6 protein-coding genes and 1 pseudogene are annotated in these 9,743 nt (G+C 55.7%); 1 reads left to right on the plus strand and 6 read right to left on the minus strand.

Annotation, left to right across the window (positions count from 1 at the left end):
• Positions 1-215: pseudogene (locus tag INR99_RS17060) on the plus strand (hypothetical protein); the annotation flags it as partial.
• Positions 216-283: 68 nt separating this feature from the next.
• On the opposite strand, the gene INR99_RS17065 reads toward INR99_RS17060, so the two are convergent.
• The 6 genes from INR99_RS17065 to INR99_RS17090 form a co-directional block, all read right to left on the minus strand.
• Positions 284-1,627 (minus strand): HlyD family type I secretion periplasmic adaptor subunit, encoded by a 1,344-nt coding sequence (locus tag INR99_RS17065; RefSeq protein WP_228098422.1) that lies wholly within the window; start codon positions 1,625-1,627, stop codon positions 284-286.
• Positions 1,611-3,782 carry a type I secretion system permease/ATPase gene (locus tag INR99_RS17070; protein WP_194117541.1) on the minus strand — a complete coding sequence of 724 codons (2,172 nt, stop codon included), beginning with the start codon at positions 3,780-3,782 and terminating at the stop codon, positions 1,611-1,613. The genes INR99_RS17065 and INR99_RS17070 overlap by 17 nt, the downstream gene beginning before the upstream one ends.
• 6 nt (positions 3,783-3,788) lie before the next feature.
• Positions 3,789-5,744, minus strand: a complete 1,956-nt coding sequence (locus INR99_RS17075; protein ID WP_194117542.1) for a bifunctional diguanylate cyclase/phosphodiesterase — start codon at positions 5,742-5,744, stop codon at positions 3,789-3,791.
• A 22-nt stretch (positions 5,745-5,766) separates the two neighbouring features.
• Positions 5,767-6,474 (minus strand): transglutaminase-like cysteine peptidase, encoded by a 708-nt coding sequence (locus INR99_RS17080; protein ID WP_228098423.1) that lies wholly within the window; start codon positions 6,472-6,474, stop codon positions 5,767-5,769.
• 11 nt (positions 6,475-6,485) lie between these two features.
• The gene (locus INR99_RS17085; RefSeq protein WP_194117543.1) at positions 6,486-7,808 is read right to left on the minus strand and encodes a TolC family outer membrane protein; all 1,323 of its coding nucleotides are present in this window, start codon (positions 7,806-7,808) and stop codon (positions 6,486-6,488) included.
• A gap of 328 nt (positions 7,809-8,136) precedes the next feature.
• On the minus strand, positions 8,137-9,743 hold a 1,607-nt coding region (locus INR99_RS17090), incomplete at its 5' end, for a type I secretion C-terminal target domain-containing protein (protein WP_194117544.1).

A 9,743-nucleotide genomic window follows, 5' to 3' on the forward strand; every position in this document is an offset into this window, starting at 1 on the left:
TCGGGCACATGAAGAACGACGGGCGACTACGGCGGAACTGGCTAAAAGGCGCGGAAGGCGATGCCTTTCACGCCCTGTTGTGTGGTTGTGGTCACAACCTGCGGCTGATTCTGAAGAAGCTGCGGCTTCTGTGCGCCCTGATTTGGCTGGTGTGTTACCGGCGGCTGATCGGCAGCGGAGCCCGTCAACCGCAGTTTGCGATAGGGGTCATGTGAAAATCGAATTGTTCAGGGCCGACTGATTAAGATAATCATGGTCCTCCAAGCCATACACCTAACCGTATCTAGCGCTCCCGCAGTGCTTCGGTCTTGGCTTTGACAATCGGCTTGAGCAGATAATCCATGACCGTTTTCTGGCCGGTGCGGATATGCACCGTTGCCAGCATGCCCGGAATGATAGGCAGCGGCTTGTCACTGCTGCCCAGATGATTTTTGCTGGTACGAACCTGTACCAGATAGAAGCTTTCTTCTTTTTCCTTGCTGATCGAATCCGCCGTGATGTTCTCCAGGCGCGCATCCAGATCGCCATAAATCGAATAATCGTAGGCGCTGATTTTGACGCTGACGGTCTGTCCCGGGCGCAGAAAGCCTACATCGGCAGGCCGTATCCGTGCCTCAATCAGCAGACTATCCTCCATGGGCACAATTTCCATGACAGTCGCACCTGGCTGAATAACCCCGCCAACCGTATTCACTGCGATGGTCTTGATGATTCCGTTCACCGGCGAGCGGATGGTCGTGCGATCCAGCCGGTCCTCCAGTGCAACCTTGCCGGCCGTGAGCGCCGAAAGATCGGCCGATGCCGCGCTGAGTTCCGCTGCTGCATCAGAGCGATATTTTGCCTGTGCCCCGTTGATTTTGGCCCGCACTTCTTCCTGAGCCGTCTGCAATCGCGGGATCGCCAGGCGAGTAGCATCGATCTGGCCTTGCAAATCCGCAGCCTGTCGTTCCAGACGCAGCAATTCCACTTCGGCGGCCACCTTCTGCTCGACCATGGGCTTGGTCAGCTTCAGTTCCTGGTTCAGCAGATTCTGACTTGAAAGCAACTGGGCGAGCAAAGCGCGTTTCTCGGAGGTTTCCTGCGCTTTCTGGGCTTCCTGCTGCCGCAGTACGCCCAGAGTAGCCTCCAGATCGCGCTGACGCGAACGGAAGAGCAGCATTTCTTCCTGGTAGATTGCAGGGTTGGCAGTAATCTGCTCTTGGCTCGGCGCAAATTCCTGACCACTGGCCTCGGCCTTCAGACGAGCCACCTTGGCAGCCAGCGCGGCATTTTTAGCCTGGCTTTCACTCAACGACGAAGAAAAGCGCTTTTCGTCCAGCACCATGACTACCTGGTTTTTCTTGACGACTTCACCGACATGAACCGGAATCCTGGCGACGATCCCGCCCTCCAGATTCTGGATCTGCTGAATCTGGCTGGAGGGAATAACCTTGCCTTCCCCGACGGTAATTTCATCGATTTCGGCGAAGTAGGCCCAGATTACCGCCACCAGAAAAAACAGTGCGCAAGCACGCAGCAGCAGGAAAGGAGTCCGCAGCGGCGGCAGGAACATCGCGGCCGAACGTTCGGACATGTAGGCAATATCGCCGCTGAAGTAGCGGGAGAATTTCTCAGGAATCAACCGCATGCACCCTCCCGCTGGCCAGTGCCTGCAACACCTGTTCCTTGGGGCCGTCGGCAACGATCCGGCCACGCTCCAGCACGATCAGCCGGTCAACCAGAGTCAGCAGGGATGCCCGATGCGTAATCAGCAGCAGGGTTTTCCCAGAAAGGCGTGCAGCGACTTTGCGGATGAAACTCTCTTCCGAGCGGTTATCGAAAGAATTGGTGGGCTCATCGAACAGCCACAATGGCGGATCCTGCAGCAGTGCTCTGGCAATCGCCACAGCCTGGCGCTGCCCGCCGGACAAGCGCTCTCCCCGCTCCCCGACAGGCATGTCGAACCCCATCGGATGCTGGTTGACGAACTCGGTGACTCCAGCCATTTCTGCGGCCTCTACGATGGCCGTATCATCGGCGTGCGGAGCTGCAAATACGATGTTGTCTCGCACCGAACCGTAAAACAGACAGATATCCTGGGGCACATAGGCAATGTGATGCCTCAGATCAGCCGGATCGATCTGGCGCTGATCAACACCATCGATCCACACGGAGCCCGATCGTGGCACGTAGAATCCCAGCAGCAATTTTTCCAGCGTGCTTTTGCCGGAACCGATCCGGCCGATGATACCAACGCGCTCGCCCGGGGCAATACTGAAGGAGACGCCAGAAAGAGCATCTACATCCTGCCCCGGATACGCAAAGCTGACATCACGAAACTCGATCGCACCCGCAAAACCGGGACGATGCACAAACTGTTTGCCTTCCGGGCGCTCGATGGGCAGATGCATGATGGCATCCATGCCCTGCAATGCAGCCTTGGCCTGGAAAAAGCGGCTGATCAAGGCCGCCACCTGGCTGAACGGTTGCATCGCCCGGCTAACGAGCATGGTGCAGGCGATCAGCCCGCCGGTAGTCATGTCACGCTCGGCGATCTGATACACCCCGGCCACGACCAGCAGTACATATGCCAGCTGCTGGATGAAGGTTGCCTGACTGATAATTGCTGAAGAAAGCATGCGGGTACGGATTGTCAGACGGGACAGCTCTCCGACCACCTGCTCCCAGCGCCGCTGCAGGGGACTTTCAGCCCCGACAGCCTTGATGGTATCCAGCGCGGACAGCGTTTCAATCAGTGTCGCCTGCTTTTGTGCGGATGCCCGGAACGACTCCTGCACCATCGCACGCAGGGGACGCTGTAGTAAGACCCCCAGCCCGACCATCAACGGAATGGCCAGCAACGGTACCAGTACCAGCGGCCCACCCAACCAGAAAATGAGCAGCAGAAACAGAAATGTAAACGGCAGATCAACGAGTGTGGTGAGTGTTGCCGATGTGACGAATTCGCGAAATGCCTCAAATTCCTGGAAATGGCTAACCAGTGCGCCGACCGAATCAGGCCGGCTGGCAACCTGCAGGTCCATTACATGCTCAAAGGTGCAGGCTGAAAGTAAAACATCAATCTGCTTGCCGGCAATATCGATGAAATAGGTACGCAATCCGCGGATCAAGGCATCGAAGACGAACACCAGGGCAACCCCGCCAGTGAGCACCCAGAGTGTGGAAAACGAATGATTTGGTACGACCCTGTCGTACACATTCATCACAAATAAGGGCAGGATCAGGGCAAAGCAGTTGATCAGTAATGAAGCCAGCAGTACCTGGCCATACAAGGGGCGAGACAAGCGAAAGGCATCAAGAAACCAGCTCCTGTCTGCGACCAGCCTGGGACGCTCGGCACGCTGGTCATAGCGAAACGCCGGGCGGACAAAAAACAGACTGCCACTATAAGCGGCCTCAAGTTCATCCTGACTGACCGTGCGGTAGCCGCTTCCGGATTCGGGCTGGATGATGCTCCAGCACGCATTGTCATCAATACTAGTTGCAATGCAGCAGCCGCCATTCTTCAACAGCAACACCGCAGGCAGTGTCAGCGCCGACAACTCTGCCAGTGAGCGCTTGACACCCTTAGCCGTAAGCCCAGCATGTGCGGCCGCTCGCGGGAACAGATCCAGTGTCAGTCTCCCTTGCTCGAGTGGCAAGCCCTTGAGCATGGTAGAGAGGGAGAAGGGACGCTGGTAATAATGCGAAAGAATAACCAGGCAGGACGCCAAGGCATCATCCGCGGCAGCGCTACCGGAGTGATGTCGGGGCTCACTATCTGCGGGGGCTGCAACACTCATCGTCCCTTACTCCCAGAGCAATGGTCTGCTCACGCCGAAGCCCTGTACGCCATCAAGTCGTAGCCCCTCCAGAGTTCGCCGGTCATCCTCGTTTTCCACCGACTCGGCAATTACGGTAATATCCAGCCCATGTGCAATCTTGACCAGCGCATCGACAAAGAACTGATTGTCCTTGTTGCTGCTGATACCACGGATAAAGCTGCCATCAATCTTCAGAAAATCCAGCTTGAGCGTGCTGAGATAGCCAAACGAGGCAAAGCCCTTGCCGAAATGATCCAGGCTGGTTCGCACATCAATCCGATGCAGCTGATCAACCCAGTGACGCAGATCATCCAGCTGCTCGGCACTGCCGAATTCAGCAACCTCGAAAATCAAACGCTTGCGTAACTCTCCGGCCTGCAATAATCGCTGACATAACCAGCTGACGAATTTCTGATCGTGTACGGATGCGGGGAAAAGGTTGATCGCCAGCAAGGTACTGCCACTGGAACCGGAAAGTTTCGTGAGGGCACTGTCGACTACCAGCTGGTCAAATGACTGGATCATTTCGAGGCGTTTGGCCATCGGAATGAACAAGCCCGCCGGAATCACCGTTCCATCGGCATCGCGGATCCGCAGCAATACCTCCTCCTGCACCACGCGCCTTGCATCACAGGTTTCCACTGTCTGCAAATGCAACTCGATGCGCTGCTCGGCAATGACTTCTTCAAGCAACTGCCGCCAGCGGGTCAAGGATAGCGCCTCGAAATCACGAGCCTGGTTTTGTTCATGGCGGTGGAAGCTGTTTGCTTCATTCCCCTGCGCTGTACGCAATGCCAGATCAGCCTCTGCGAGCAATTGTGCCGCAGGCTGTCCATGCCATCTGGCAATCCCGACATGACCGATATCGCCCTCATCCACCAGGCCTTGCGCAGCCAGATCGGGCAAGCTGGCGACCAGCGCTCGCGCGATTCGCTCATCCTGACCATCGGCCGTGCTACCCAGCAGGATGGCAAAAGTCCCACCGGCCAGTCGTGCAATGTCCGCATCGCCAGCCCCCTGGGTCTGGCATACCTTGTCAATCAGCTTGGCAGTTTCAGCAATCAGGGTATCAACGGCTTGATAGCCTTTGCGGTCATTCAATTGCTTCAGATCGCGCAGCTCCAGGAACAACAGGGCACCACTTTCGAACAGCTCGGGCGTTTCGATAAGATGCCGCAATTGGATGTCGAAATAGCGGCGGTTGGCAAAGCCGCTCAATGGATCGCGATAAGCATCCGCCCGCAAACGCTCCATGGCTTCGGCCTGTTCGGCAAACATGTCGCGCACTTTCTGCGTCATCCTGTTCATGGCTTCAACCACGCTGCGCAGCTCCAGCGTCCATGGCAACTTCGGCTGCACGGGATATTCCCGCGCACAGATCGCCTTTGCCTGAGACTCGACCGCACGCAAGGGCCGCAGCACAAAATGCAACAGCACGACGCCCAGTACGAATGCCCCGACCGAGCAGAGCAAGAACCACCAGAATGACTGCACACTGCTCCCCCACAGGGTTGCATAGGCAAATCCCGGATTCGCCGCGACACTGACTGTCCCCGCCTGCATCCAGCCAGTGCTGATCATCGCTTCCCCCTTGGGAGTTTCAAGCGGAAAGCGGCTGACGAACCAGCCAGGAACCCCTTCGATTGCTGCAGGCGCATGTCGCTCGACCAACACCTTGCCGTCAACATCCCGCACCACGAGCTCGCGATAGTAACCACTGTCAAAGGTGGCGCGAATGACACTTTCCGCCATCACCAGATCATTGCTGGCCATATGGGGAGAAAGAGTAAAACCCAGCGAAGTCGCCGTGTCCTGCGAAATGGTTGAAAGCTGGTTTTTCAGAAATTCGCGCGTACTTTGCACGCTGAGATAGACATTGCCGGCAAACAGCACGACAAACAGGGTGATGATCACAATGATCAGCTGGCGAATCAGAGTCATGGGCGCCTCCTGCACAGATTCATCAGTTCAGCTCCTGCCCCAGCCGGGAGGTCAGATCCTTCCACAGGCCGATGCGATCCGAGCCTCCGACAGGCTTTCCGGAACCGCGTTCCTTGGCTAGCCATAGTCCCTCACCATTGAAACTATAGACCGGAATCAAGTCCTGCCTCTGGCTGGCTGGTTTGATCTCGGGAATCAGATTGTCAAGAATCAGGGGCTCTGATTTCGGCGTTTCATAATAGGCGAGAACCATATGGGCCTGATCAACCGGATTCCAGTTCAAGGCTTTGACATATGTAATCCGCAATTTGCTCAGCGGGATACCGATCTGCAGCAATGTGAAGTATTTGCCGATGGCAAAATCCTCACAATCACCGCCATTGCTGCCAAGCATTTCGACCGGTGTCGCCCAATAATCCGGCTTGTTCCAATGCTGGGCATCAGAAACAAAGCTGATCTGGTTGAAAAACCGGTTGACCGTCTGCAACTTGGCAGATTCGGTGGGCAATGAAGTACCCGACTCGAGCAATTTCTGCCAGGCTTGTAGCCGCTTTCTGGCCCCGCCCCATTTGGCTTCGGCCTTATCCATGTCTGTATCAGACAGGGAAAAATCCGCCCCGCCCGCATACAGTTGCAGCATCAGCAGGGCAAGGCAGATAGTCAGGAGATATGCGGCTAGCGTCACTGCGCCTTGCTTACCCGCAGCAACGCTTTCAATCCTGAGCGTCATGGTCTGCCCTGCTATTTCTGACTGACTAGACTCTCTTCACGAGGAACTACGCCGAGCATGCCGAGCAATTTGCCGTTGTTCGCTGCGATCCGGTAGCGCGCGTAAAGTTCGGTAAACAAGCCATTCACATAGTCTGTACGAGCCACATACAACTCGTTTTCACTATCAAGCAGATCAAGCAGTGTTCTTTGCCCCAAGCTGAACTGTTTGACATAGGCATCTCTGGTCAGCTCGCTGGATTGCGCATGATCTTTCAGGGATGGCAGCCGCTTCTGCGCGACATTGAAGGCATTGAACGCCAGGCGGGAGCTTTCATCGACTTCGCGAGTCACACGATTGCTGACTTCCTGAGCCTGTGCCGTCAGTTGCTGTGTTTCACTGGCCCGTGCCGAATGGCTGCCGCCATTGAAGAGATTCCAGCGCAGCATCAGCATGATTTGTGCATTTTTCTGGTATCCCTCGACGCCATCGACATTGTCGTTGTATGCATAATCGGCTTCGACATCCACGCGCGGATAAAGCAGGGATTTTGCCGCTTCATTCTGTGCCTTGGCCGCTTCGACATCGGCCTGAGCCGACTTGATGATCGGGTTGCCGGACAAGGCTTCTGCCGCTGCCTCATCAGCACTGCCCGGTAGTTGGTAATCCGGGACTTCTGGCTTGAGCAGATTTTCCGGCACCAGCCCCACAACCCTGCGATAGGCGTACTCGGCTTCGCTCAGGTTGCCTTGTGCGGCCAGCAGATTGGACTGTGCCAGAGCCAGTCGGGCGGCCATCTGGTCTTCATCGGATTTCTTGCCAAAACCGCCTTCTGAACGGATCTTGATTTGGTCATAGGCTTTCTGGTGGGCCTGCAGATTGAGATCAGCCAGATTGACCAGCTCCTGATTACGCAAGACATCCAGATAAACCTCGACAGCACGCAATCCGGTCTGTTCCGACGTACTGGCCAGTTTGAACGCAGCAGAATCAACGCGCGACTTGTTGCGCTGCACTTCATTTTGCACACCCATTCCATCAAACAGCATTTGCGAGAGGCGCAGATTGGCCACCGAGCGATCCATGGTTTCCGGCCCGCGCGCAGTGCTGCGGATACCAGGAGATTCATATCGCTGGGAACCAACGCCCGCGATCAAATCAAGCTTTGGGTAATAGCCGCCACGCGCGACTTTGACAGCCTGATCCGTAGAGAGGCGATACGCAGCGCCTGCCTGGATATCAGGATTGCTGCGCAAGGTCTGCTCGACAGCTTCATTCACTGTGGTTGCAAAGACAGGCAAACTGCACACAATCAGTGCAGCGCCACCAATCAATCGATAGGCACGTTTTGGCATTGCTAATCTCCGGTGAAGGGTCAATAGCCAGGCGCAAAACAGGCTGTATCAGCCTGGCGTCTGCATCACATTGTTTTAGCGTTGTGGTGCTTCAGTCTATGTGAGGGTATTGACAAATCAATCCGGGAAGATTTGTCCCGCCAGACGGTTTGCAACCATCGAAAGAACTGGACAAAACCGCTGTCAGTAGGCTAATCGCAGAATTTCAAAGGTATACATATAAAATCTATATATAGACTGGCGCCACGAGAAATACCCGGCAACGTATAAACAAACCCCTAAAAATAGACAGGCCGGCAACAGCCGGCCTGCGATCCTGATTAACGGACTATTGCTGGATCTGATTGTCCGCCAGTAACGCGCCAAGCAGATCAGGGGTATAGGAAACCCCCTCCAGCACAGCTACGGTGGTAACGGTAGCCCCGTTGTTGAACTGCACCAGTGTATTTCCCGAATTGGCCGGATCAGCCATTAGCTGCACCGATGCCCCCGGCATTCCTTGCAGCAAGTCGTGGATATTGAGTACATCGCCGGCCACCCCGAGCGTAAAGTCGGAAATCCGATCTACCCCGGAGCTTGCTGCGGCGCCCAGCATGAAGGTATCAGAGCCTGCACCACCGCTCAGGGTATCGTTCCCTGCTCCGCCAAACAGAATGTCGTTGCCATCCCCTCCGACCAGGATGTCATTTCCACCGGCGCCAGTCAGAATGTCATTGCCTCCCAGACCGTTCAGGGTTTCCCCGCCACTGCTGCCACCCAGCGCATTGGCATCATTGGTGCCATCAATGCTGCCCTGTTGATCAAGCGTGACAGTCAGCGAGCCGCTGGCCGTATCACCATCAGCATCTTTCACCGTAAATCCAAGCTGCATAGACGGCACCAGCGAGGTATCAAGGTTGTAAAAATTCATGCCGTCGATCTTATAACCACCGTTGGTAGAGCCGCTGATTTCGAGTCGATCGATATATTGCCCCTCACCTGCCTGCAGCAGGGCATCGCCATTGGCATCAACAACCAGTGTTTGCGAGCCGGAGTTGCTGCCATCGGTGTAATAGATGATGTAGCTGCCTTCACCTGCGTTGTAGTTATCGACACTGATCTTCACGGCCGAGAATTTGGCGACATTATTGAGATCAATGAGCAGGGTTTCGCCGGTGTTCATGTTGTTGTTGTCGACACCGATACCCGCCGTGCTCATATTGATCTCAGCAGAGCTGCCATCACTGATCGCGGTGAACGTAGCCAGCAAGGTTTTACTGCCATCCGGCGGAGACCCTGCACTGAAAGCAATCAGCTGGTCGCCCGTCCCCTGGTAGAGGTAATATCCATATTTCGGACCATCGCCGTAAGCTAGCAGATTGCTATCACTCGCAAAAAGTTTGGAGCTGTCTATGGCGCGGAACAACTGCATCGCGTAGGTTCCGTCCGCATTTCCCGTCAGCGTAAAGATGACATCACCATCGGCAGTAACACCGCTGAGTACATTACCGGTACCTGCAACACCTGTGATTGTGATCGCTTCGCCCTGGGAGCTAAGCTGGGTTGCCACCCCGTTGATATAGGTGGCTGCACTCGTCCAATCCACGGCTGCACCATCGGCCCCCATCTCAGCCAGTGTTCCCTGCAGCACGCCTCCACTGTGATTGGCGATCCAGCCGTTGGTGACATCCACAACAGGTATATCATCAATCACCCGCACATCCAGCGAGGCAGCTGCACTATCGCCATCCTTGTCCATAACTGTGACACTGAAACTATCGAGAATGCTGTTGTTGCCAGCCCCTGAAGGGTGCGAAGCATTGTCCATGAGCGTGTAGCTGTAGCTGACCGTGCCGTTGCTGTAGCCCGTCACCGTCAGCGTGCCCAGTGCCGAGCTGACGCTGTGATCCGTGGCCAGGGTGCCATCGGCATTGACCACCTGCTTGCTGCCGATCC

The organism is Chitinilyticum piscinae, from assembly GCF_015223195.1.
Taxonomy (GTDB): Bacteria; Pseudomonadota; Gammaproteobacteria; order Burkholderiales; family Chitinibacteraceae; genus Chitinilyticum; species Chitinilyticum piscinae.